We start from the raw sequence: 23,647 nt of genomic DNA on the forward strand, positions 1-23,647 counted from the left end.
CAGAGCTATGCCTACGCAGGACCGTGAGGGACTTCCAGTCGAGCAGGTGGCACTCCTCTGGGCGGCCCGCCGAAGTGGCGTCCTCGACGCACTGCTGGAGAGCGCCGGAACGCCCGAAGCCGTCGCCCAGACGACCGATGTCACTCCCTACGCCGCTCGCGTGACCGTCGACGCACTGGAGACGATGGGCTTTCTCAAGCAGGTCGGCACGGAGTACGAGATAACCAACCGCGCACTCGGCTTTCTCGCGAAGCGTGACGTCCGTTCCATCGGCCGTCTCCCGCACGCACTCGATTTGTTCGAGTTGTGGTCTGCGCTCCCGGAGACGATGGCCACCGGCGATACGCCAGCAAAGCCACCGAACTGGACGCGAAACCGTCTCGGTGCCCACGCCGCGACGGACGAGGCTGTCGTCCGCGCCTGCGTGACCGCCGCCGTCAGAGAGCATCGCAGACGGAAACGGAGTGCGGACCATTCGGACCCGACACACGTCCTCGACCTCGCCGGTGGGTCGGGTGTCTACGCCCGTGAGTTCGCTGCCCGCGGGTTCGACGTGACACTCGCCGACGACGCCGAAGTGGTCGACGTGGTCACACCGCTTCTCGAACCGACGTCAGTCGGCCTCGAAGCGACCGGCCTACCCTCGCTCGCTGGTTTCGGTGCAGAGCGCCGAGTCGACCTCGTCTTCGGTGTCGACGTGCTTCGGCGGTTCTCCGCGCAGACGAACGAGTCACTCGTCGGCGAGGCGGCCGAACGCCTCGCGCCGGCCGGGACGCTCGCCTTTGTCGACACGGTCAGGCGACGCGACGACGACGGTGGCGAGATGTCGGTCCGAGTCGCCGTCGACGCACTAGCGACCGGTGGAGGCGGAGTTCACGACGAGGCGACGGTCAGAGCGTGGTTCGAGGACGCCGGTCTCACCGACGTCGCTGTCCGAGACGTCCCCGGGACGGACAGGCAGGTAATCGTCGGACACACTCCGTCCGGGAGGTAGCGCTCCACGACGTCGGCGTCATTACATCGAAGAGTCGGAAACCGGCGGACGCAAGCGCACAGTTGATTAGGACCCAACACCGAGTCGGGAGTATGGATCCCGCCGTGCTCCGTGACGATATGGTCGACGGACTGGAGGAGGCGCTCTCCTCCGAGTTGGTCGACGAGGACGTCGCCATGGCGATGCGCACCGTCCCCCGCCACGAGTTCGTCGGCGACCGCGCCTACGAGAACCGCGACAGCGAACGCGGTGGGACACGCGTCCTCGCGCCTGGAACCGTCGCTCGAATGCTCTCCGGTCTCGACGCCGAACCCGGCGACGACGTGCTCATCGTCGGTGCGGGTGTCGGCTACACCGCCGCCGTCGTCGCAGACCTCGTCGGCGACCGCCACGTCCACGCCGTCGACATCAACCGAAGCGCGGTCATCGACGCCCGTGAGAACCTCCGGAAGGCAGGCTGTGAAGCCGTGCTCGTCGACTGCCGCGACGGGGCGAACGGAATGGCAGAATACGCACCGTTCGACTGTATCCTCGTCGAAGCCGCCGCCGTCCGTCCGCCGCGCGTACTCCTCGACCAACTCGCCGACGGCGGCCGACTCGTCATGCCGATGGGCGGTCCCGAACAGACGCTCGTCGCCGTCGAAGCGAGCGACGACAGCGAACCCAGCGGGTTCGACGTCGTCGACGAGTACGGCCCGGCGGCGTTCAACCCCATCCTCGTCGACGGCGAACAGGCGGGCGGGCTCTCGCGAAACCGGATGGAACGCGAGGACCGCGAGTTCGCCCAGCAGGGCTACTTCGCGAAGTCCGGGTGGGAGTACGAGTGGGTCGACTGGGACGACCGACTCGACGGTCGGTGACGCTCGATATCTATTCAACCTCACGACTCGCTTACGACCAATATCTCCGTGTTTCCGCGCTCGTCGGCGAACTCACTTCCTGCCGGTGGCTTGATGTCGACGACGAGCGTGCCGTCTTCTTGATTCGGTCGGAGTGACGGGTCGACGCGGACAGAAGCCGTCCCGTCGCGTCCCGTCGTCGCCGTCTTCACCCCGTCGATGTCGGCGGTGCCGCCCGTGACGACGACAGTAGCGTCCGAAACCGGGTCGCCGTCGGACCCGACGACGGTCAGGTCGATAGTCTGGTCGCCCGGAGTGACGACTTCGGGCGAGGGTCGAGCGTCGAGTTCGGTGACCGAGAGCCCCTGCAACCCGCCGAGCATGTTCATCATCACCGAGAGACTCGCGACGCCGACGACGAGCGCGATGACGAGGCGAATCGGCAACCCTTCGATGGCGCGTTCGTCGGTGTGAAAACCCTGCGACCGGTGGAGACGCGTGAACCTGTCGAGCATGGCCCGGACTGGTCTCGTTCTCGGTGATAAAGCTCCGGACAGTGGATGCAGAGCCAGAGGTTCATCTGTAAAGAGGTGACCACCCACAGCCATGCACGTCCTCGGACGCGACGAAGGGGCTGGAAGCCTTCCAACCGGACGACTCGGAACCTACCGCGCTCGCGACGGGAGCGCCGGTGCTCCGGTCGGCGTCGACTTCGACCGCCCCCACGCTGGCCTCGTCGTCGGCAAGCGCGGGTCGGGGAAGTCGTACACGCTCGGTGTGCTCGCGGAGGCTGCCGCCCGCGCATCGGGTGTCGCACCGGTCGTCGTCGACCCGATGGGTGTCTTCACCGGACTCGCCCGAGGCGACCCGACCGTTCCGGCGAGAGTCGTCTCTGACCCCTCGGTTCGTGCAGACGCACTCGTACCCGCCGCATGGCCGAGACTCCTCGGCCTCGACTCGGCCGACGCAGCGGGAACACTCGTCTGGGAAGCCGCCAGTGCGAGGACGTCACTCGACGGGATGCGAGACTACGTCGCCGACGCCGACGCTACTCAGACGACCCGTCGGGCGGCGGAGAACCACCTTCGGCTCGCCGACTCGTGGGGCGTCTTCGAGTGCGATGGACTGACCCCGGAAGAGCTGTCGGGACCCGAGGCGACCGTCCTCGACGTCTCCGGACGACATCCGGCCGCGATGAACGGCGTCTGCGCTGCCGTCGCCCACGGGCTGTACGACGCGCGAGTCGGAGCGGCCAGAGAGGAATCGGTCGTCGACCGTCTGCCGTGGCTCTTCGTCGACGAGGCGCACGCCTTCTTCGACGGCGTCGCGGCCGACGCGCTTCGGACACTGCTCACTCGTGGTCGTGCACCCGGCGTCAGCCTCGTCGCCGCGACGCAGCGACCCGGCTCACTCCCCGACGTGGCAGTCTCGCAGGCCGACCTGCTCGTCGCACATCGGTTGACCGCCGAGTCCGACGTCGCTGCGCTCGCGGCGGCTCAGCCGACCTACCTGGGAGACGCGATCGCGAACCGACTCCCAACGGAGACGGGTGACGCACTCGTCGTCGACGACGCCACCGAGTCGGTCCACAGTGTGTCGATTCGCGAGCGTGACACACCACACGGCGGCGCGAGTGCTCGTTCGAGTCACGTCCGTCTGAGAGGCGACCGGAGAGACCACTGAAGCTACTCGAAGTCGAAAGGTCCCTAAGCGCCGCCGCCGAGAGGACGGACGAATGAAGCGGGTAGAGCCGCTCGTGCTGGTGGCCTGCGGTGGGTTCATCGGGGCAGTGCTCAGGTACGGCGTCGCCCTCGCACTCCCAGAGGTGGCTGGAACGCTCGTCGCGAACGTCGTCGGCAGCTTCGTCCTCGGATTCCTCGTCTCGGTGACGACGACAGAGCGAATCCGCCTCTTTCTCGGCACCGGCCTGCTCTCGTCGTTCACCACGTACAGCACCTTCGCCGTCGAGACGACACAACTCGGCCCGCTCGCCGGAACGCTCAACGTCGGCGTGACCTACCTCCTCGGGTTCGTCGCTGCCGGGGCCGGACTCGTCGTCGGAGGCCGGCGATGAACCCACAGCCCGCACTCCTCGTCGGCGTCGGCGGAATGCTCGGTGCCGTCTCGCGGTATCTCGTCGGCGAGCGTCTGCGAGGCAGTCGTGGAACGCTCGTCGTGAACGTCGTCGGGAGCGTCTTCCTCGGTGCTATCGTCGCCGGGCAACTCTCGGGTGCGTTCAGCGAGTCGGCGGCGTTGCTGTTCGGGACGGGGTTCTGTGGCGCGTTCACGACGTTCTCGTCGTTCGCCGTCGAGGTGGCAAATCGGTCGGCAGACGGGAGAGAGGTCGCTGCAGGTCGGTACGCCGTCGTCAATCTGGTCGGCGCACTCGTCGGCGTCGCGCTCGGGACGCTACTCGTCGGGTTGGTGTAGCAGTCGGTCGTCAAGCGGATACGCCTCGACGGATTGTTCGACGACGAGACGTCTCACTCAGCGTGTGAGGTCGATAGAAAAGCGCCCGAGGCGGGAGTTGAACCACGGTCGCTCCTTTCAGTCGCTCCCTGATTCGAATCCCTCTAGCGACGTTTAGAGATTCCACTCGTCGTCACTCGGCGACGAGACACCTCGCTAGAGAGTTGGAATCAGAGAAACGCCCGAGGCGGGATTTGAACCCGCGTCACGACCGTGACAGGGTCGTATGATGGGCCACTACACCACCCGGGCACACAAGCGTGAAAACGAGAGTGGCTCTCGTCTCACGAATCGAGCAAGCGCCCGAGGCGGGATTTGAACCCGCGTCACGACCGTGACAGGGTCGTATGATGGGCCACTACACCACCCGGGCTTGCTACACTCACGTATTTGCCGATGTATTAAATAAGACTTGCCATATCGAGAGAGGGCGGGGGTCGGTATCATGCCGCTCTTTCGGCTGAAATAGTCTTACGGCCATCACTCGGAACACTACCGTCATCCCTGCCGTAACTCCGCTACCTTGGTACTGAGGGTGTACTCGGTGGCTGGGTTAATCGAGGGATGGTCTATCTCTGCCTCTTCGATACGAAGGTACGTACTTCGCTTTCCAGCCTCTTCGACTGGCACCCAGTATAGCGACTCGGCGTCCGGACAAACGACCACGAAGGCTTCGATTCGGTCGTCGTACCCGACGTACGAAACGTCGCCGTCTCTCGTGGTCTTACTAGCTGTTTTGAATCGGATACAACTCTCCTCGATCCATCCGGTCTTACACTGAAGACGGAACAATCCACCGTCGACGTCGACGACGAGGTCGTAGGGGTCGTTGTCTCCAAACGGAATCGAGACACTGAGTCCCCGAGAGACCAACTCTGCGAGTGCAGTTGCTTCTGTCTCGTCACCTCGCTGTTTCGTGTTCACACCACAGAGTCGAGTCGAATTAGGACAAGTAGTTTCACCTGAAATCGGCGACGCCTCGCTTAGTAGTTAGCTCCGGTAAAAGACGCCCGAGGCGGGATTTGAACCTCGGTCGCTCACTTCGTTCGCTCCCTGATGCAAATCCCTCTAGCGACGTTTAGAGATTCCACTCGTCGTCACTCGGCGACGAGACGCCTCGCTGGAGAGTTGGAATCAAAGAAACGCCCGAGGCGGGATTTGAACCCGCGTCACGACCGTGACAGGGTCGTATGATGGGCCACTACACCACCCGGGCTTGCTGCACTCCGTCCTTTCCCAGTGAGAGAGATAAGGCTTCTCATCTCGTCGCTCCGTGTGGTGAAGTGCCGAGGTTGGGGTAGAGAGACATGGAACGAGGCGAATCGAGATAGGCACAACGACTATACCACCGGGAACCATGAGTGGAGGTAACAGAGTCTCGTCGGCCGCCCTCCACGGCCGGAGAGCGGTGCGTGAGCGGCGGTTAGCAAGGACTAAATGGATGGGCCGTTTATGCCGCTGTAGTATCTCGTGATAGCTTCTCCCTACAGCCAACCCCATCCAACATGGTAGACGTAAGCCAACACAACCTGGTTCCGGAGCATACTGTCCTCGACGAGCCGGAGCGCGTCGAGGAGGTACTCGAAGAGTACAACGTGGAGAAAACAAACCTGCCGAAGATCAAACGGAAAGACCCGGCACTCCGCGACACGGATGCGGAGGTCGGCGACGTGATAGAGATCGTACGGGACTCCCGAACGACTGATCAAGCGGTCGTCTATCGACTGGTGGTCGAGTAATGGACCGACAAGCACGAAGAACGGTTTCACGCGAGTATTTCTCGCAAGAACGGCTCGCAGAGCATCACTTCCGCTCGTTCAACAACTTCATGGAACGAGGGATGCAGGAGGTCGTCGCCGAGAAGGAGACGATCGAGACCGACATCGGCGACAAAGAGGGCGAAGAGCCCGTCTACGTCGAACTCGGCGACGTTCGCGTCGTCACCCCGCGTGTGCGGGAGGCCGACGGGTCGGAAGAACTCCTCTACCCGCAGGAAGCGCGACTTCGCAACATCACCTACTCCGCCCCGGTGTTCATGGAGATGTCCATCATCCGTGGCGGCGAGGAAGAAGAGGAAGTCGTCGTCGACTCCGCGGAGACCAAAGTGGGCCGGATGCCCATCATGGTCGGGTCGAGCAAGTGTAACATCGCGGGCTTCTCCGACGAGGAACTCGTCGAAATCGGTGAGGACCCCGTCGACCCCGGCGGCTACTTCATCGTCAACGGGTCGGAGCGCGTGCTCATGACCTCGGAGGACCTCGCACCGAACAAGATTCTCGCCGAGTACGACACGAAGTACGGCGACGAGATTCAGGTCGCAAAGACCTTCTCGCAGCGCCGTGGCTACCGTGCGCTCGTCCTCTGTGAGCGTAACCGCGAAGGTATCCTCGAAGTGTCGTTCCCCTCTGTCTCGGGCAGCGTCAACTTCGTCACGCTCGTCCGTGCGCTCGGACTCGAATCCGACGAGGAGATCGTCCACCGCGTCTCCGACGACCCGGAGATCGTCAAGTTCATGCTCGAGAACCTGGAGATGGCCGAAGTCCAAACACAGGAAGAAGCCATCGAGAAACTCGGCAAGCGCGTCGCCAGCGGGCAAGGTAAGAACTACCAGCTGAAACGCGCGAACTACGTCATCGACCGCTACCTGCTGCCGCACCTCCACGAGGAGGGCGTCGAGGAGGAAGAGGTCCGCAGTAACAAGGCGTTCTACCTCTGTCGGATGGCCGAGGCGTGTTTCGAGCTCGCGCTCGGACGACGCGACTCCGACGACAAGGACCACTACGCCAACAAGCGTCTCAAGGTGTCGGGCGACCTGATGAAGGACCTGTTCCGGACGGCGCTGAACAAGCTGGCACGCGACGTGAAGTACCAGCTCGAACGCGCGAACATGCGGAACCGGAACCTCACCGTCAACACGGTGGTTCGCTCGGACGTGCTGACCGAACGGCTCGAACACCCCATCGCGACGGGGAACTGGGTCGGTGGGCGCTCGGGCGTCTCCCAGCTGGTCGACCGGACCGACTACATGGGTGTGCTGTCTCACCTGCGTCGCCTCCGCTCGCCGCTGTCGCGCAGTCAGCCCCACTTCGAAGCGCGTGACCTGCACGCGACCCAGTGGGGTCGTATCTGTCCCTCCGAGACCCCAGAGGGGCCGAACTGTGGGCTCGTGAAGAACTTCGCGCAGGCGATGGAGCTCTCACAGAACATCGAAGACGAACAGGCACTCAAACGCGAACTGGCGTCGATGGGAGTCGAAGGGATTCCCGGACTCGAAGGCGTCGAACCACAACCGGCAGACGACTAACATGGCTCAGGCACGAGAGGCGAAAGTCTACGTCAACGGGAGCTTGGTCGGGACGCATCCGGACCCCCACCAGCTCGCAGCACAGATTCGAGAAGCACGGCGTCGCGGCGACGTCAGCCAGATGGTGAACGTCTCGGTCAAAGACCGCACCCGCGAGGTCATCGTCAACGCCGACGCGGGCCGCGCCCGCCGACCGCTCATCGTCGTCGAGAACGGCGAACCGCTCCTCGGCGACGAGGAGATAGAGGCCGTCGACAACGACGAACTGGAGTTCGAGGACCTCGTCGAACGCGGCTACGTCGAGTTCATCGACGCCGAAGAGGAAGAGGACATCTACGTCGCCGTCGACGAAGACGAGGTCTCCGAAGACCACACTCACCTCGAAATCGACCCACAGCTCATCTTCGGTATCGGTGCCGGGATGATTCCGTACCCGGAACACAACGCTTCGCCGCGTATTACGATGGGTGCCGGGATGATGAAGCAGTCCCTCGGACTGCCCTCGGCGAACTACCGGATCCGTCCGGACACGCGTCAGCACCTGCTGCACTACCCGCAGCTTTCGATGGTCAAGACGCAGACGACGGAACAGATCGGCTTCGACGAGCGACCCGCGGCACAGAACTTCGTCGTCGCGGTCATGAGCTACGAGGGGTTCAACATCGAGGACGCACTCGTCATGAACAAGGGGTCTGTCGAGCGCGCGATGGCTCGCTCGCACTTCTTCCGTACCTACGAGGGTGAGGAACGCCGCTACCCCGGCGGTCAGGAAGACCGCTTCGAGATTCCGAGTCAGGACGTCCGCGGTGCACGCGGAGAAGACGCCTACACGCACCTGGACGACGACGGCCTCGTGAATCCGGAGACGGTCGTCGACGAGAACTCCGTCCTGCTCGGCAAGACGTCGCCGCCGAGGTTCCTCGAAGAACCGGACGACATGGGCGGACTCTCGCCGCAGAAGCGCCGCGAGACGTCGGTCACGATGCGCTCCGGCGAGGACGGCGTCGTCGACACCGTCACGCTGATGGAGGGAGAAGACGGTTCGAAGCTCTCGAAAGTGAGTGTCCGCGACGAGCGTATCCCCGAACTCGGGGACAAGTTCGCGTCGCGACACGGCCAGAAGGGTGTCGTCGGTCACTTGGCACCCCAAGAGGACATGCCCTTCACGGAACAGGGCGTCGTCCCCGACCTGGTCATCAACCCGCACGCGCTTCCGTCGCGGATGACGGTCGGTCACGTGCTGGAGATGCTCGGCGGCAAGGTCGGTGCACTCGAAGGGCGCCGTGTCGACGGGACCGCCTTCCAGGGCGAGTCCGAAGAGGAACTCCGTGGCGCACTCGAAGAGCACGGGTTCAACTCCGCCGGGAAGGAGGTCATGTACTCCGGTGTGACCGGCGAGAAGGTCGAGGCGCAGATCTTCCTCGGCATCATCTTCTACCACAAGCTGTACCACATGGTGAGCAACAAGCTGCACGCCCGTTCGCGCGGGCCGGTGCAGGTGCTCACCCGTCAGCCCACCGAGGGACGTGCCCGTGAGGGTGGTCTCCGTGTGGGTGAGATGGAGCGTGAGGTGCTCATCGGTCACGGTGCGGCGATGGCCCTCAAGGAGCGACTGCTCGACTCCTCGGACCGCGAAGAGGTCTACGTCAGCGCCGACACCGGAATGGTGGCGGTCGAGGACCGCGAGCAGCGACGTATCTACGACCCCATCACCGGGGACGAGGACAACATCCACAAGATCGAGGTCAGTTACGCGTTCAAGCTGCTGCTCGACGAGATGAAGGCGCTCGGCATCCGACCGAAGATCGAACTGGAGGACGCGGTTTAAGGAGAACTCAGCAATGTCAATGCAAACACCCAAAGAGATCGGCGGCATCCAGTTCGGGTTGATGGACCCGGAGACGTATCGAGATATGTCCGCCACGAAGGTCATCACAGCGGACACGTACGACGACGACGGGTACCCCATCGACATGGGGCTGATGGACCCACGGCTGGGCGTCATCGACCCGGGACTGGAGTGCCGTACCTGCGGACAGCACTCGGGGTCGTGTAACGGCCACTTCGGCCACATCGAACTCGCCGCACCGGTCATCCACGTCGGCTTCACGAAGCTCATCCGTCGGCTCCTGCGTTCGACCTGCCGTGACTGTGGTCGACTCGCACTCACGGAGGAAGAACAGGAGGAGTACCACGAGAAGCTTCGCCGCACGAAGGAGCTCGGCGAGGACTGGAGCGACGTGATGAAGGCGGCCGTTCGACAGGCACGGAAGGCCAAACGCTGTCCGTACTGTAGTTCGCCGCAGCACGACATCAAACACGAGAAACCGACCACCTACTACGAGGTCCAAGACGTCCTCTCGGGCGACTACTCGGAGCTCATCGCGCAGGCGATGCAACCCGACCCCGACGACGAGGACGACGAAGGGATGTCGCCGCAGGCGCTCGCCGAGAAGACCGGCATCGACCTGCAGCGCATCAACGAGATCATGTCCGGTTCCTTCCGCCCGCGGAAGGAAGACCGCAAAGCGCTGGAGAAGGCGCTCAAGATCGACCTGACCGAGGAGGACATGAACAAGCTGATGCCCTCGGACATCCGCGACTGGTTCGAGGACATCCCGGACGAGGACCTCTCTTCGCTCGGTATCGACCCGAGCCGGTCGCGACCCGAGTGGATGATTCTGACCGTCCTGCCGGTGCCGCCGGTGACGGCTCGACCCTCTATCACGCTGGACAACGGCCAGCGTTCCGAGGACGACCTGACCCACAAGCTGGTCGACATCATCCGCATCAACCAGCGGTTCATGGAGAACCGCGAGGCCGGTGCCCCGCAGCTGATCATCGAGGACCTGTGGGAACTGCTGCAGTACCACGTTACGACCTTCATCGACAACGAGATTTCGGGCACGCCGCCGGCGCGTCACCGCTCCGGTCGCCCGCTCAAGACGCTGTCACAGCGTCTGAAGGGTAAGGAGGGCCGCTTCCGTGGTTCTCTCTCCGGGAAGCGTGTCAACTTCTCGGCGCGTACCGTCATCTCGCCGGACCCGACGCTCTCGCTGAACGAGGTCGGTGTCCCCGAACGCGTCGCACGCGAGATGACGCAGACGATGAACGTCACCGAGCGTAACATCGAGGAGGCCCAACAGTACGTCCGCAACGGACCCGAGGGCCACCCCGGTGCCAACTACGTCAAGCGACCCGACGGTCGCCGCCTGAAGGTGACCGAGAAGAACTGCGAGGAACTGGCCGAGAAGGTCGAACTCGGCTGGGAGGTCAACCGACACCTCGTCGACGGTGACATCGTCATCTTCAACCGACAGCCGTCGCTGCACCGGATGTCCATCATGGCGCACGAAGTCGTCGTGATGCCGTACAAGACGTTCCGCCTGAACACCGTCGTCTGCCCGCCGTACAACGCAGACTTCGACGGCGACGAGATGAACATGCACGCGCTGCAGAACGAGGAGGCCCGCGCGGAGGCGCGCGTCCTCATGCGTGTGCAAGAACAGATTCTCTCGCCGCGCTTCGGTGAGAACATCATCGGCGCGATTCAGGACCACATCAGTGGGACCTACCTCCTGACGCACGAGAACCCGCACTTCACGGAGACGCAGGCACTCGACCTGCTCCGTGCGACGAGTGTGGACACGCTCCCGGAACCCGACGGTGAGGAAGACGGTGAGCCGTACTGGACGGGTCACTCCATCTTCTCGGAGCTACTGCCCGACGACCTCTCGCTCGACTTCACGAGTTCGACCGGCGACGACGTCAAAATCGTCGACGGCCAACTCGTCGAGGGAACCATCGACGAGGACGCAGTCGGTGCGTTCGGCGGCGAGATTGTCGACACCATCACGAAGGTCTACTCGGAGACGCGTGCACGCGTGTTCATCAACGAGATTGCCTCGCTGGCGATGCGCGCCATCATGCACTTCGGGTTCTCCATCGGTATCGACGACGAGTCCATCCCGCCGGAGGCGAACGAACAGGTCGACGAGGCCATCGAGAACGCCTACGAGCGGATTCAGGAACTCATCTCGACCTACGAGGCAGACGAGCTAGAGTCGCTGCCGGGTCGAACCGTCGACGAGACGCTGGAGATGAAGATCATGCAGACGCTCGGAAAGGCACGTGACTCCGCCGGTGAGATCGCCGACGACCACTTCGGCGACGACAACCCGGCAGTCATCATGGCCCGCTCGGGTGCGCGTGGTTCGATGCTCAACCTGACCCAGATGGCCGGCTGTGTCGGACAGCAGGCAGTTCGGGGCGAGCGCATCAACCGCGGGTACGAAGAGCGAACCCTCAGCCACTACAAGAAGAACGACCTCTCCGCCGAGGCCCACGGGTTCGTGGAGAACTCCTACCGTGGCGGTCTCACGCCGCGTGAGTTCTTCTTCCACGCGATGGGTGGTCGTGAGGGTCTGGTCGACACGGCAGTCCGTACCTCTAAGTCCGGATATCTGCAGCGTCGACTCATCAACGCCCTCTCGGAACTCGAAGCGCAGTACGACGGCTCGGTGCGCGACACCTCGGGCACCATCGTCCAGTTCGAGTTCGGTGAGGACGGTACGAGTCCGGTGAAGGTCTCGTCGAGCGAAGACGGCGACGTCGACGTCGAGAGTATCGCCGACCGCATCATCGAATCCGAGTTCGACAGCGAAGAGCAGAAAGAGCGGTTCCTCGGTCGGGTCGAACCGCCGACGAACCTCTCGGAACACGCCGGTCCCGGCCTGAACAAGGCGATTGGGACGGAGGTGGAATCCGATGACTGAAGAAGAAAAGAGCGTCAACCAACTCGTCGGTGAGTACGAACACGTCACCGAAGACATCGCGCTCGTCGTCGAGGACACCGAACTCCCACGTCGCCTGAAGACACGCGTCTACAACACCATCCAGAACCGGGAAGGGCTTGTGACGCCCGAGCAGGCGAACGAGATCGCCGAGGCGGTCGAGAACCGTTACATCGACACGCGCGTCGACCCGCTCGACCCTGTCGGCACCGTCTCTGCACAGTCCATCGGTGAACCGGGAACGCAGATGACGATGAACACGTTCCACTACGCCGGTGTGGCCGAGATCGACGTCACGCAGGGGCTGCCACGACTCATCGAACTCGTGGACGCCCGGAAGACGCCGGACACGCCGATGATGACGGTTCATCTCGAATCCGAAGAGCAGAACGAGGCAGACATCCCGTTCGCGACGGACCGCGAGTACGCACACGAAGTCGTCTGGGACATCGAGGCGACGAAGATTCTCGCACTCGGTGACGTCTCGACGAACGTCGCGGACATGCTGGTCCAGATCGACCTCAACGACGACACGCTGGCCGAGCGGTGGCCGCGTGCGAACAACGTGACCGAGGTCGCCCAAGAGATCGCCGAGACTATCGAGGACGCCCTCGGCGTCAAGACACGGCAGTCCGGGACCGTCATCGAGTTCGGACCCGACCAGCCGAGTTACCGCCAGCTGCTCCAACTCGTCGAGGAACTGCGCGAGATCACGTTCAAGGGTATCGAGGAGATCAGCCGCGTCGTCATCCGGAAGGAGAAGATGGACGACGGCGAAGAGGAGTTCGTCCTCTACACCGAAGGGTCGGCCTTCGGCGACGTGCTCTCCATCGAGGGCGTCGACGCCTCGCGGACGACCTGTAACAACATCCACGAGGTCTACCGCGAACTCGGCGTCGAGGCCGCCCGTGAAGCCATCATCGAGGAGACGATGGACACGCTCAGAGAACAGGGTCTCGACGACGTGAACATCCGTCACCTGATGCTCGTCGCAGACATCATGACGAACCGCGGAACCATCGAGTCTATCGGTCGTCACGGTATCTCCGGCAGCAAGGATTCGGTGCTCGCACGAGCAGCGTTCGAGGTCACGGTCAACCACCTGCTGGACGCCGCCATCCACGGCGAGTCCGACGACTTAGACGGCGTCATCGAGAACGTCATCGTCGGGAAACCCGTCGCCATCGGTACGGGTGACGTCGACCTGAAGATGGGGTCGTTCAGCGCACCCTCGGACGACTAGATGAAAGTGACCCTGTCGGACGAGGCGATGCGACTCATGGGCCTCTTCGACGAGTTAGCCGAGGTCAGTGCGAAAGACTGCCTCGTCGACGACGGCCGAGTAGTCATCCTCGTTCCCGCAGGGGAGATGGGGAAGGCAATCGGTCCCGCCGGCAAGACGGTCAAGCAGTTCGAGGACCGCGTCGGCAAGACGGTCGAACTGGTCGAAGACGCCGACACGCCGTCGGCGTTCGTCGCCAGCGCGCTCGCACCGGCGGCGATTCGTCACGTGACCATCTCGGAGCAAGACGACCGGGTCGCCTACGTCGAAGTCGAAGAGGCCGACCGCGGCGTCGCCATCGGCAAAGGTGGGGCGAACATCGAGACTGCTCGCGTGTTGGCCCGCCGTCACTACGACATCGACGACATCCAACTGACGTAGTCGGCGGCGACCGTTCGTTTTTGTTCGGCTTTCTGTGTCTGAATGACGTCGAAGACGTCGAGAAATCGTACTACGGAGCGAGTGAAGTAGCCAGGTAGGAGTATCCTAATCCCCGTGAACGACGGGTTCACCCGCGAACTCGCGAGGTCGGACGAGCGGTCGTCTGGAACACTTATTCGATTGATAACTAAGCATATACAGAACGTCGAGTTCGAGTATGTCACAGCCACCAGTCCCCATCTCCTGTCCCTCCTGCGACGCCACCCTCCCGGCGACGTTGGCGGTGGCCGACGGGGGAGAGCCAGAACTCGGTGACATACTCTACGGTGAACTCGTCACGTGCGACGACTGTACCGCCGAGTTCGAAGTGCTGTTCTATCTGGACTGAACTATCGTAGCTCGTGTAACTGGTCACTCACCCGACCGCACGCTGTCATGCGGTCGGGTGAGTGATGACTTGCACTCGTTACAATATCGAGACGGCTTGTGCAGGCCGTTCGTTCCCTCTTCTCCGCTGAGCGCCCGTAACTCGAATTACTAAGACAGCCTCAGAATCGAGTAGCGGGGTGAAAGAAGGTATCTGAGGCCGTTTCGCCCGAGACGAAAAGGGAGGCTTAAGTAGCTCGGTCAGGAACTCATGGTTACTATGGCGAACGGCAAGTACGCAGCACGCAAACTCAAACAGGACCGTCAGAGCCACCGATGGTCCGACTCGAAGTACGCGCGTCGTGAGCGCGGCCTTCGAAAGAAGTCCGACCCCCTCGAGGGTGCACCGCAGGCACGCGGTATCGTCCTCGAGAAGGTCGGTATCGAAGCAAAGCAGCCCAACTCGGCGATCCGAAAGTGCGTCCGTGTCCAGCTTATCAAGAACGGTAAGCAGGTCACCGCGTTCTGTCCGGGTGACGGTGCAATCTCCTTCATCGACGAGCACGACGAAGTCACCATCGCCGGGATCGGTGGCGCGAAGGGTCGCGCGATGGGTGACCTTTCCGGTGTCAACTACAAAGTCGAGAAGGTAAACGGCGTGTCGATGCTCGAACTCGTGCGCGGTAACGCGGAGAAACCGGTCCGATAATGTCTGAGAGTGAAGCACCCGAGCCGGAATCCCCGGCCGACAGTGAAGAAGCAGAGTCGAACGCACAGCTCTTCGGCGTCTGGGACGTCACCGAAATCGAGTACGCAGACCCGAGTACCCAGCGCTACCTGAACGTGACCCCCATCGCGCACACGATGGGCCGTCACGCCTCGAAGCAGTTCAAGAAGTCCGAGATCAGCGTCGTCGAGCGCCTCGTCAACCGTCTGATGCAGACGGAAGACAACACGGGCAAGAAGCAGAAGACGCTTCAGATCGTCCGCGAAGCGTTCGAAATCGTCCACGAGCGCACCGAGGAGAACCCGGTGCAGGTGCTCGTCACGGCCGTCGAGAACGCCGCCCCGCGTGAGGAGACCGTCCGCCTGAAGTACGGTGGCATCTCCGTCCCGAAGGCCGTCGACGTCGCACCGCAGCGCCGTGTCGACCAGGCCCTGAAGTACATCGCACAGGGAACGAAGTCCGGCTCCTTCAAGTCGAAGACCAGTGCCGCCGAGTCACTCGCACAGCAGCTCGTCGGTGCGTCGAACTACGACGTCCAGACGTACGCCATCTCGCAGAAAGAAGAGCGCGAGCGCGTCGCCGCCGCAGCCCGTTAATCCGGGTTCGGCGTCTTACGCCTCCGCACCGTCTTCCGATCTTCTCTCTTTCCCCTGTTCGTGAGCGACGCCGTCGGTTTTCTGTCGACACCGACACCTTCAGTCCGCCGCAGGCCACGACCCCGAGTGAACCGCGTAGGCGCGCGTGACGTCGACGAGCGTCTTCCGGTAGTCGCTCTCGGTCGGGTCGGCGACGAGCGACTTGAACCGCCGTTTGAACGCGTGGAGGTCAACGTCGGGTGCGTCGTCGCCGGCGACTCGTGCGAAGTCGTAGAGCGGGTGGTCCGAGCCGACGAGGTCGTGTCGTTCGACGAGTGCCAACGCGAAGGCGGCGTTGACGGCGGTGATGTCCGGGTCGGCGGCGGCGGTCAGCCGCGTCGACTCGGGACGGCCGTCGGTGGTCGGTCGGTCGGCGACGGCGGCCGCGAGTTGCGATTCGAGGAAGGTGAGGAGTTTCGTCGCCGACGTGAGCGAGAGGGTGATGTCGTCGGCGTAGATGTCTTTCATGTGGTTCGCAATCTGATAGCAGTGAATCAGTTTGTGGCGTTCGACCGAGCGACCAGCGAGTGCGAGAAAGAGGACCTCCTCTGTCGACTGCGTGTGAGACGGGTGAGACTCCTCGTATCTCGCCATGTGAGCGAACTCGTGGAGTGCGAGTTCACGGGCCATGACGCTCGTCGCGGCCTGTCGAGAGATGTTCAGCACGTGGTAGTCCTCGTAGTGGCCAGCCCACGTTCGCTCGTCCGGGTCGTCTCTGACGCGGACGCGAACCGGCCACTCCAGGTCGTATTCGGTCTCGAACAGGTCCGCCGCACTGAGAAACGGGTCGGGAGCGGCGGCCCCCAGCACACGCACATCCATGTGTAATAGTACCAAGTGACACGGTGGTATGACTCTTGTGCCCTTTCCTCATGGTACGTGAGTTATACCGACGTGAACAGCCCTCGGCTCCCGCTCCATCCCTTTCGCGTGGTACATTGCCACACATAGCGACGAGGACGGAGAATTCGGGGGTTTCTCCACCGGCAAAACACTACCCTTTTGACCCTCCTACTGGAAGGAATCAGTATAATGGGCCGACGAAAGAAGATTGTTCAAGAATGTGAGAAACTGATGGACAACCCGGAGCACATCCGGAACATCGCCATCGCCGCTCACGTCGACCACGGGAAGACGACGCTCTCCGACAACCTCCTCGCAGGTGCCGGCATGATCTCTGACGAGACCGCAGGCCAGCAGCTCGCGATGGACACGAAAGAGGACGAGCAGGAACGTGGGATCACCATCGACGCAGCAAACGTTTCGATGACCCACGAGTGGGAAGATCAGAACCACCTCATCAACCTCATCGACACACCGGGTCACGTCGACTTCGGTGGCGACGTCACGCGTGCGATGCGTGCTGTCGACGGTGCGCTGGTGGTCGTCGACGCCGTCGAAGGCGCAATGCCGCAGACGGAGACGGTGCTCCGGCAGGCACTCCGCGAGGGTGTCAAGCCCGCACTGTTCATCAACAAGGTCGACCGCCTCATCAACGAGCTTCAGGAAGGACCGCAGGAGATGCAGGAGCGCCTGTTCGAAGTCATCTCCGACGTCAACGAGCTCATCCGAGGCATGACCGAAGAGAAGGACTACGACTGGACGGTCTCCGTCGAAGACGGTACCGTCGCCTTCGGGTCCGCGCTCTACAAGTGGGGCGTCTCGATGCCGTCGATGCAGGAGACGGGCATCTCCTTCGGCGACATCATCGACATGGAGCAGAACGACGAGCGTCAGGAACTTCACGAGCGGACGCCGCTCTCGGACGTCGTCCTCGACATGGTCGCCGAGCACTTCCCGAACCCGCTCGACGCCCAACCCCGTCGTATCCCCGCCGTCTGGCGTGGTGACTCGGAGTCCGAAATCGCAAAGCAGATGCGCGAAGTCGACGACGACGGCGACGTCGTCTTCATGGTGACCGACATCTCGATGGACCCCCACGCGGGCGAAATCGCGACCGGTCGCCTGTTCTCGGGGACCATCAAGAAGGGCCAAGAGCTCTACGTCTCCGGGACTGCCAAGAAGAACCGCGTCCAGTCGGTTGGTATCTTCATGGGTGGCGAGCGCGAGGACCTCGACCGTGGGGTCCCCGCAGGGAACATCGCCGCCGTCACCGGCCTGCGCGACGCAATCGCCGGTTCGACCGTCTCCTCCGTCGAGATGACGCCGTTCGAGTCCATCGAGCACATCTCGGAGCCGGTCATCACGAAGTCCGTCGAGGCGACGAACATGGACGACCTGCCGAAGCTCATCCAGACGCTCCAGCAGGTCGCCAAGGAAGACCCGACCATCCGCATCGAAATCAACGAGGACACCGGCGAGCACCTCATCAGCGGACAGGGTGAACTCCACCTCGAAGTCATCACGCAGCGTATCCAGAAGAACCAGGGTATCCCGGTTCACACTGGTGAGCCTATCGTCGTCTACCGCGAGGCACCGACGCAGGCCTCCCGCGAGGTCGAGGGTGTCTCTCCGAACCGCCACAACAAGTTCTACATCTCCGTCGAGCCCCTGTCGGAGGAGATCGTCGAGGAGATCCGTCTCGGCAACATCGCCAACGACATGCCCGAACTGGAGCGCCGTGAAGCACTCCAGGAAGCCGGCATGGACAAAGACGCCTCCCAGAACTTCGAGCACATCTTCGGCTCGAACATCCTGCTCGACAACACGAAGGGTATCCAGCACCTGAACGAGACGATGGAACTCGTCATCGAGGGGATGGAAGAAGCACTCAACGACGGCCCGCTCGCCGCCGAGCCGGTCCAGGGTGCGCTCCTCCGTCTCCACGACGCGAAGCTCCACGAGGACACCATCCACCGTGGTCCCGCACAGGTCATCCCCGCCGCACGCGAGGCTGTCCACCGTGCACTCATCGACTCGAAGGTCAAGCTGCTCGAACCCATCCAGAACGTCCGCATCGACGTTCCCTCGGACTACATGGGCTCGGCCTCCGGCGAGATTCAGGGTCGCCGTGGCCGCGTCGACGACATGTACCAAGAGGGTGACCTCATGGTCATCGAGGGTATCGCACCCGTCGAAGAGATGATCGGATTCTCCTCGGACGTCCGCTCGGCGACCGAGGGCCGCGCCTCCTGGAACACGGAGAACGCCGGCTTCCGCGTCATGTCTGACAGTCTTCAGACGGACAAGATCATGGAGATTCGAGAGCGCAAGGGCATGAAGCTCGAACTGTCGCCCGCCATCGACTACATCTAACTCGCGGCTCTCTCACATTCGCGGTTCTTTCGGTTCTTTTTCGACCCGGTCACGACTCGACGAGCGACGGCGTCGCTGACGCAGGGATTTCGTCGTTCGGAAAAAGTGCGTCCTGCGGCGGACGTAACTACTGCTACTCGTCCGGCGCGAAGCCGACTGGTTCGTCCGCTGCGTAGCTCTCGGCGAGCAGGATGTACATCGCCTGACTCCACTGGAGGTTACTGTTCCAGCGAACGTCACCCTCGCCGTCGACCTGCTCGGGGAGGAGTCCGGCGGCCGTCGTCCACTCGGGTGCGTCGGTGAACACGTAGTCCTCGACGGCGTCGGCGTCGTGCTCACTCTGCCAGCGCACCACGTCGCCGTAGGCCTCACAGAGCGGCCACCCGCCGGCCTCGGGCGACCCCGACGGGGTGTAGTTGTCCTCCGGATACCGAGCGAGACACCGTGCTCCCTCGGCCGACCACGCCTCGTCGTCGCCGGCGGCGACGGTCGACTGCATCTCGTCGCTGTCGGCGTCGGCGACGTTCCACGGCCAGTAAGCCATGAACGTGGCGGCGTCCGGCCGTTCGTTCGGCGAGACGTTGTCGTCGCGTTCGGGGCTGTCGGCGGTGACGTAGTGGTCGCCGAGGTAGGCGTCCTCGTGGAAGCAGTAGTCGTCGAAGTTGTCGGCCCACGTCTCGGCCTGCTCGCGACAGTCGTCGGCGAACTCGTCGTCACCCTGCTCGTCGGCGAGAGCAGCCATCGACCGCAGACCGGCGATGGCAGCGGCGACACCTTCGGTGCTGTAGCCCCACACTTCCTCCCACGGGTCCTGATGTTTGCCCGGGAAGCCCTCACCGTTGTCGTAGTCGAGTAGGAACTCGGCGGCTTGCTCACTCATCTCGTAGTAGGCGTCGACCACGTCGTCGTCCTCGGTTTTCTGCCAGAGGAGCCAGTGAGCGTAGATGGGGCCACCGACCTGGTCCAGTTGGAGTTCCGTCCAGTGGGACTCGCCGTCGGTGCGATAGTTCTGCCACCACGTGCCCGTGCGCGGAATATCACGCTCGTCGGCCACGTCGTCGGTAATCTGCGCGTCGTCCAGCCAATCGAGCGCCGCACGCGCCTCGTCGACGGCCCCCGCAGCGAGCGCCGCCTGGATGAGGATGACCTGGTCGCGCGGCCAGACGTAGCGATACCCTTGGTCGTTGGGTTCGAACGCACCCGCAATCATCGGACCGCGTGGGTCCTGTGCGCACTTCATGCTCGTCAGCGAGCGCTCGTACATCCCGGTGACGGTGTCGTCGTCGACGGGCGACCCGTCGGTCGATTCGTGCCACGACTCCCACGCGTCGGTGAACGCCTCGCGCTCTTCGTCGTAGCCGTTGTCGAGCGCCGTCGTCGCCGCGTCGAGGGCGTCTTCCTCGCTCTCGCCGAAGCCGACGGCCGTCAGCCACGTCGCCGACTCGTCGTCGTCGAGGAAGAGACCGACCCCGACGTCGACGTGTCCCTCGTTGCCGTCGTTGGCGTCGATGTACCCGTCGTTCTCCTCGTAGATGTCGGTCCACGCGCTCTTGTCCGGTCCTTCTTGCGTATCGACGTGTCCGACGCGCTGGCCGTCGAACTCGGTCTGGTCCGTCTCCGGGCGTGACTGTGCGAGCGCGAAGTACAGCCCACATCCCTCGTCGTGGGCGACGATGCAGTCGTAGCCCTCGCTCGTGGTGAGATACGCCTCCTCACCACCCGCGTCGGCCTCGGTGGAGTGAATCGCCGAGTTGAGCACCGTGTAAGCGGTGTGGGTGTTCGCGTTCCCGAACGCCACGTCGCTCTGCACGAGCAGCGCCGGACGCTCCGCGCTGACGAGGACGTGTTGGTCCAACTCGGCAGTCGAGTCGTCTGCGAACTCGAATCGGTTCTGCATTCGCACCTCGGGGACGCGACTCGACGCGTAGTCGACGTCGCTGTCGACGGCGTCGTTACGGACGTCGAGTGTCTGTTCGAGGTCGGCGTCCCACAGGAGCGTGTGCAGGTCGGTGAACTGCAGAATGTCCGCGCGGAACGCCGTCGGTTCTTCGACGAGTGCGCCGTGCCAGCCCTCGTCGCCGGTGCTCGACGGGTACTGGTTGACGGTGGCGAGGATAGAGCCACTTTCGTCGGTCGGTGCGCCGAGAATCGCGTCTTTGTCGCTGGGAAGATGATCTTCGGTCAACATGGATGTCGTCTGTGTGGTGTCGGTAGAGTCGTCAGATGTCGCGTCGTGAGTCGGTCGTCACATCTCGGGCCACGCCCGCGCCGCCCGTCGCCACGAGGAAACCGTGCCGAGCCATCGTGCCGAGATAGCCCGTTTGATGTTCCGGGCGGCGGGTCCGCCGAAGGTGTTGCTGGGGATACCGAGCACCTCGTGGGCGACGGCGGCGTCGCCGATGGAGACGAGCGTTCCCTTGTTCGTGTACACCCAGTGGGCGAGTTCGCGGCCCTCGGCGTCACGGGCGACGTTCTCGCCGAGATGTTTGCCCGCCTCCCACGCGGCTTCGGCGGTCGGTGGCGGGACGTCGTCGGTGTCGGGGTTGACGACCGTCTCCCAGAGCGCGCCTTCGGTGAGTGGGCCGTTCTCGTCGTCTTGGTGCATCAACGCCGCGTCGCCGATGGCGAAGACACGCTCGTCGCTCGTCTTCAGCGTCGCGTCGGCGTACGCTCGGTTGTGGTCTTTCTCGACGTCGGCGTCGGAGAGCGCGTCCTGTCCGGTCACGCCACCGGCCCAGACGAGCACGTCGTACGAACGGTCGTCTGCCCCGTCGAGGTGGACCGTCTCCTCGTCTACCGAGGAGATGGCCGTCTCCGTCTCGATGTCGACGTCGTGCGCCTCCAGTTGGTTCCGGATGGCTCCCTGGAACTCGTGGTCGTGCCCGGCGAAAATCTCGTCTTCCTCGTCGAGGAGGTGGACGTCGACTGGCGCGTCGCGTTCGTCACGCCACGCGGCAATCTCGCCGGCGACCTGTATGCCCGTGAGTCCCGCCCCGCCGACGACGACCTGCGCGGGGTCGTCGGAAGTCCCCTCGCGGGCCGCGACTCGTAACTCCTCGCGGATGCGACGGGCGTCGTCGAGGCTCTTGACCGTGTGGGCGTACTCTCGCAAGCCGTCGACGTCGAAGAACGCCGTCTGACTGCCGAGACAGACCACGGCGTAGTCGTAGTCGAGGTTCTCTGCGCCGTCGAGTTCGACAGTGCGGTCCTCGACGTCGAGACCGGTCACCGCCGCGTGGACGAACGTCGTCTCGTCCGACTTGACCTCCTCGACGGGGACGGTGATGTGGTCGCGGACGCCCGGGTTTCGGATGTAGCGGTGTACTTCGTGTAAGACGAGATGGTACGGCTCTTTCGAGACCCACACCACCTCTGTGTCCGACTCGTCGAGTTCCGCTTCGAGGCTCTGGACGGCCGCACATCCGGCGTATCCCGACCCGAGGACGACGACGCGTGTCACGGCTGACGCCCCCCGCTACTGGATACGGTCGTCTCCACAGATGCGATAACGGTCGAAGTCGTCGACAGGTCACACATCTCTCGTTCTCGACTACCCTCGAATCGATGTTAAACGCGCTGGCCGGTTGGCATCTTCACTCGTCGTCGAGTACCCGAGCGGCGTCGTCCTGCGGTTCGTATTCGAGCGTTCGCCGCGTCTCGACGAGCGAGAGCAGTCTGTCTTCGTTCTCCGAGATGGCGTGAGCGACGAGTGGGTTCTCCGGGAGGTCGGCCGTCGCCGCCTTCAACAGCGCGTCACGACAGTCGCGTGGGCTGAGCCACATCGCGCGAGCGAATCGAACGGCCGCCTCCTCGTACTCCGAAGAGGGTGGGTCGTCCACCGTCTCGCGGAGTTCGGACTCCGAGAGGAGCCATCCGATTCGGAGGTTGACGACGTCGAGTCCGTGACGGTGTGCGTAGAAGTTCCCCATCGCCTCGCCGGCCACCTTCGTCACACCGTAGTAGGAGTCGGGTGCGTGACGGTCGTCGGTGAACATCGCGCCGGCGTCGTCTGTCGTCGTCTCCGGTTCGGTCGGGTCGGCGACGCCCGTCGCGTTGAGTACGTGGTTCGAACTCGCGTAGACGACGCGCGAGAGGTCGTTCTCGACGGCCGCGTGGTAGGCGTTGTAGACGCCGTCGACGTTGACCCCGCTGAGTTCGTCCCAGTCGGCGTAGGGCGAGGGGTTCGCCGCGAGATGGACGAGCACGTCCGCGTCGTCGGGGAGTTTCTCGACGAAGGCGTCTCGTTCGGTCACGTCGAGGACGACGCTGTCCATCTCGTCGTTCTCGCTGTGCGTGAACAGTGTGAGTTCGTGCTCCGACTCCTCGAACGCGTCGGCGGCGACCTGACCGACGTTACCGGCCGCGCCGGTGATTGCGATATGGGACATGGTGGCCGGGAGTTCGACTGCGTCGCCTACATACGTGGTGGCCAGTAGAGGCACCCAGTGTCGTCACAGTGTGAGACACGTGGTAACATTCGATGGACGCCGGAGAGAATTGCGACCGACGAAGGCTTATACCACGAGCAACGAGTGGTGCGTAACATGCAACGGGGCACGCACTACCCGAACTGCATCGGCACGGAACGACGACGCGTTGCGTTCCAGCCGACAACACCGACAGCGGCGCGTGCCACGGGAG

21 protein-coding genes and 3 tRNA genes are annotated in these 23,647 nt (G+C 63.4%); 15 read left to right on the forward strand and 9 right to left on the reverse strand.

The window, feature by feature from the left end; all coding sequences use genetic code 11:
• Nucleotides 1-7 precede the first annotated feature (7 nt).
• Together BM083_RS14150 and BM083_RS14155 are read left to right on the forward strand one after the other, a co-directional pair.
• Nucleotides 8-994: a class I SAM-dependent methyltransferase gene (locus BM083_RS14150; RefSeq protein ID WP_089870151.1), complete on the forward strand. Its 987-nt coding sequence runs from the start codon at nt 8-10 to the stop codon at nt 992-994.
• Nucleotides 995-1,086: 92 nt separating this feature from the next.
• Entirely contained in the window at nt 1,087-1,854 is a 768-nt protein-coding gene (locus BM083_RS14155; RefSeq protein WP_089870152.1) for a protein-L-isoaspartate O-methyltransferase family protein, read from the forward strand.
• Between the two features lie 20 nt (nt 1,855-1,874).
• Here BM083_RS14155 and BM083_RS14160 read toward each other — a convergent pair whose 3' ends face one another.
• Nucleotides 1,875-2,348, reverse strand: a complete 474-nt coding sequence (locus tag BM083_RS14160; protein WP_089870153.1) for a DUF7382 domain-containing protein — start codon at nt 2,346-2,348, stop codon at nt 1,875-1,877.
• 91 nt (nt 2,349-2,439) lie between these two features.
• On the opposite strand from BM083_RS14160, the gene BM083_RS14165 reads away from it, so the two are divergent.
• The 3 genes from BM083_RS14165 to BM083_RS14175 are packed head-to-tail and all read left to right on the forward strand — an operon-like array spanning nt 2,440 to nt 4,263.
• On the forward strand, nt 2,440-3,516 hold the full coding sequence (locus BM083_RS14165; RefSeq protein WP_089870154.1) for an ATP-binding protein: 1,077 nt from the start codon (nt 2,440-2,442) through the stop codon (nt 3,514-3,516).
• 52 nt (nt 3,517-3,568) lie between these two features.
• Nucleotides 3,569-3,907: a fluoride efflux transporter FluC gene (locus tag BM083_RS14170; protein ID WP_009366680.1), complete on the forward strand. Its 339-nt coding sequence runs from the start codon at nt 3,569-3,571 to the stop codon at nt 3,905-3,907.
• On the forward strand, nt 3,904-4,263 hold the full coding sequence (locus tag BM083_RS14175) for a fluoride efflux transporter FluC (protein ID WP_009366681.1): 360 nt from the start codon (nt 3,904-3,906) through the stop codon (nt 4,261-4,263). The genes BM083_RS14170 and BM083_RS14175 overlap by 4 nt, the downstream gene beginning before the upstream one ends.
• A 218-nt stretch (nt 4,264-4,481) precedes the next feature.
• On the opposite strand, the gene BM083_RS14180 is transcribed toward BM083_RS14175, so the two are convergent.
• From BM083_RS14180 to BM083_RS14195, 4 genes are all read right to left on the reverse strand, one after another.
• Nucleotides 4,482-4,554 (reverse strand) — tRNA-Asp (locus BM083_RS14180).
• Between the two features lie 48 nt (nt 4,555-4,602).
• A tRNA-Asp gene (locus BM083_RS14185) sits at nt 4,603-4,675 on the reverse strand.
• Between the two features lie 125 nt (nt 4,676-4,800).
• Nucleotides 4,801-5,226 (reverse strand): group I intron-associated PD-(D/E)XK endonuclease, encoded by a 426-nt coding sequence (locus tag BM083_RS14190; RefSeq protein ID WP_089870155.1) that lies wholly within the window; start codon nt 5,224-5,226, stop codon nt 4,801-4,803.
• 219 nt (nt 5,227-5,445) lie between these two features.
• Nucleotides 5,446-5,518, reverse strand: a tRNA-Asp gene (locus BM083_RS14195).
• A 289-nt stretch (nt 5,519-5,807) separates the two neighbouring features.
• Between BM083_RS14195 and BM083_RS14200 the strand changes: the two genes are divergently transcribed.
• The 9 genes from BM083_RS14200 (at nt 5,808) to BM083_RS14235 (ending at nt 15,751) form a co-directional block, all read left to right on the forward strand.
• Nucleotides 5,808-6,041 (forward strand): DNA-directed RNA polymerase subunit H, encoded by a 234-nt coding sequence (locus tag BM083_RS14200; protein ID WP_009366683.1) that lies wholly within the window; start codon nt 5,808-5,810, stop codon nt 6,039-6,041.
• Complete coding sequence (locus BM083_RS14205; RefSeq protein ID WP_009366684.1) at nt 6,041-7,606, forward strand: DNA-directed RNA polymerase subunit B''; 1,566 nt, start codon at nt 6,041-6,043, stop codon at nt 7,604-7,606. Before BM083_RS14200 ends, BM083_RS14205 begins: the two co-directional genes overlap by 1 nt.
• Before the next feature lies 1 nt (nt 7,607).
• Complete coding sequence (rpoB, locus tag BM083_RS14210) at nt 7,608-9,434, forward strand: DNA-directed RNA polymerase subunit B (protein ID WP_009366685.1); 1,827 nt, start codon at nt 7,608-7,610, stop codon at nt 9,432-9,434.
• Between the two features lie 19 nt (nt 9,435-9,453).
• A complete protein-coding gene (locus BM083_RS14215) occupies nt 9,454-12,381 on the forward strand; it encodes a DNA-directed RNA polymerase subunit A' (protein ID WP_089870156.1) in 2,928 nt (975 codons plus the stop codon).
• Entirely contained in the window at nt 12,374-13,642 is a 1,269-nt protein-coding gene (gene rpoA2, locus BM083_RS14220) for a DNA-directed RNA polymerase subunit A'' (protein ID WP_089870157.1), read from the forward strand. The genes BM083_RS14215 and rpoA2 overlap by 8 nt, the downstream gene beginning before the upstream one ends.
• Nucleotides 13,643-14,062, forward strand: a complete 420-nt coding sequence (locus BM083_RS14225) for a NusA-like transcription termination signal-binding factor (RefSeq protein ID WP_049893657.1) — start codon at nt 13,643-13,645, stop codon at nt 14,060-14,062.
• A gap of 217 nt (nt 14,063-14,279) precedes the next feature.
• Nucleotides 14,280-14,450: a hypothetical protein gene (locus BM083_RS23390; protein ID WP_177197649.1), complete on the forward strand. Its 171-nt coding sequence runs from the start codon at nt 14,280-14,282 to the stop codon at nt 14,448-14,450.
• Nucleotides 14,451-14,708: 258 nt separating this feature from the next.
• Nucleotides 14,709-15,137, forward strand: coding sequence for a 30S ribosomal protein S12 (locus tag BM083_RS14230; protein WP_009366690.1), 429 nt, complete (start codon nt 14,709-14,711; stop codon nt 15,135-15,137).
• Nucleotides 15,137-15,751: a 30S ribosomal protein S7 gene (locus tag BM083_RS14235; protein WP_009366691.1), complete on the forward strand. Its 615-nt coding sequence runs from the start codon at nt 15,137-15,139 to the stop codon at nt 15,749-15,751. Before BM083_RS14230 ends, BM083_RS14235 begins: the two co-directional genes overlap by 1 nt.
• A 99-nt stretch (nt 15,752-15,850) precedes the next feature.
• On the opposite strand, the gene BM083_RS14240 is transcribed toward BM083_RS14235, so the two are convergent.
• Complete coding sequence (locus BM083_RS14240; protein WP_049893658.1) at nt 15,851-16,612, reverse strand: DUF5781 family protein; 762 nt, start codon at nt 16,610-16,612, stop codon at nt 15,851-15,853.
• Between the two features lie 210 nt (nt 16,613-16,822).
• Between BM083_RS14240 and BM083_RS14245 the strand changes: the two genes are divergently transcribed.
• Nucleotides 16,823-19,006 carry an elongation factor EF-2 gene (locus tag BM083_RS14245; RefSeq protein ID WP_009366693.1) on the forward strand — a complete coding sequence of 728 codons (2,184 nt, stop codon included), beginning with the start codon at nt 16,823-16,825 and terminating at the stop codon, nt 19,004-19,006.
• A gap of 133 nt (nt 19,007-19,139) precedes the next feature.
• On the opposite strand, the gene BM083_RS14250 is transcribed toward BM083_RS14245, so the two are convergent.
• From BM083_RS14250 to BM083_RS14260, 3 genes are all read right to left on the reverse strand, one after another.
• Nucleotides 19,140-21,194 carry a glycoside hydrolase family 15 protein gene (locus BM083_RS14250; RefSeq protein ID WP_089870158.1) on the reverse strand — a complete coding sequence of 685 codons (2,055 nt, stop codon included), beginning with the start codon at nt 21,192-21,194 and terminating at the stop codon, nt 19,140-19,142.
• A 57-nt stretch (nt 21,195-21,251) separates the two neighbouring features.
• Nucleotides 21,252-22,466 (reverse strand): NAD(P)/FAD-dependent oxidoreductase, encoded by a 1,215-nt coding sequence (locus BM083_RS14255; RefSeq protein WP_089870159.1) that lies wholly within the window; start codon nt 22,464-22,466, stop codon nt 21,252-21,254.
• A gap of 133 nt (nt 22,467-22,599) precedes the next feature.
• On the reverse strand, nt 22,600-23,394 hold the full coding sequence (locus BM083_RS14260) for an NAD-dependent epimerase/dehydratase family protein (protein WP_089870160.1): 795 nt from the start codon (nt 23,392-23,394) through the stop codon (nt 22,600-22,602).
• Between the last annotated feature and the right edge of the window lie 253 nt (nt 23,395-23,647).

The organism is Halogranum rubrum (assembly GCF_900114455.1).
GTDB classification, from domain to species: domain Archaea; phylum Halobacteriota; class Halobacteria; order Halobacteriales; family Haloferacaceae; genus Halogranum; species Halogranum rubrum.